Source organism: Pseudoalteromonas sp. GW168-MNA-CIBAN-0100 (assembly GCF_040309225.1).
Lineage (GTDB): Bacteria > Pseudomonadota > Gammaproteobacteria > Enterobacterales > Alteromonadaceae > Pseudoalteromonas > Pseudoalteromonas arctica.
The window spans coordinates 1-264 of sequence record NZ_JBEOOL010000665.1; the positions used below are offsets into that span (position 1 = coordinate 1).

Annotated in this window: 1 protein-coding gene; it reads right to left on the reverse strand. The window is 39.4% G+C overall.

Going from position 1 to position 264, the window contains the following annotated elements:
- On the reverse strand, window positions 1-264 hold a 264-nt coding region (locus AAEY62_RS22925; protein ID WP_350636732.1), incomplete at both ends, for a GmrSD restriction endonuclease domain-containing protein.

Consider the following 264-nt stretch of genomic DNA (forward strand, 5'->3'; position numbering starts at 1 on the left):
GTTTGTGTCGTGGCGTCCATCATTTCACGCAGGTGATACGCTTTGAGTAAATCGTGCGGCGCGAGGGCTTTACCACGGGCATTCTGAGAATCAAAAAACTGAAACGCTTCACTCAAATCATCTAATGTCACTTGAATAAGCTCGCACTTGTTAAGCACAAAATTAAGTAAATTTTGTTTTTCAGTAGTATTCAGACTGGTTACTCGTTCAGAAATGATCTGAGCATTATGTTTGAGGTTTTTAATACTGACTGATGATTCAAAC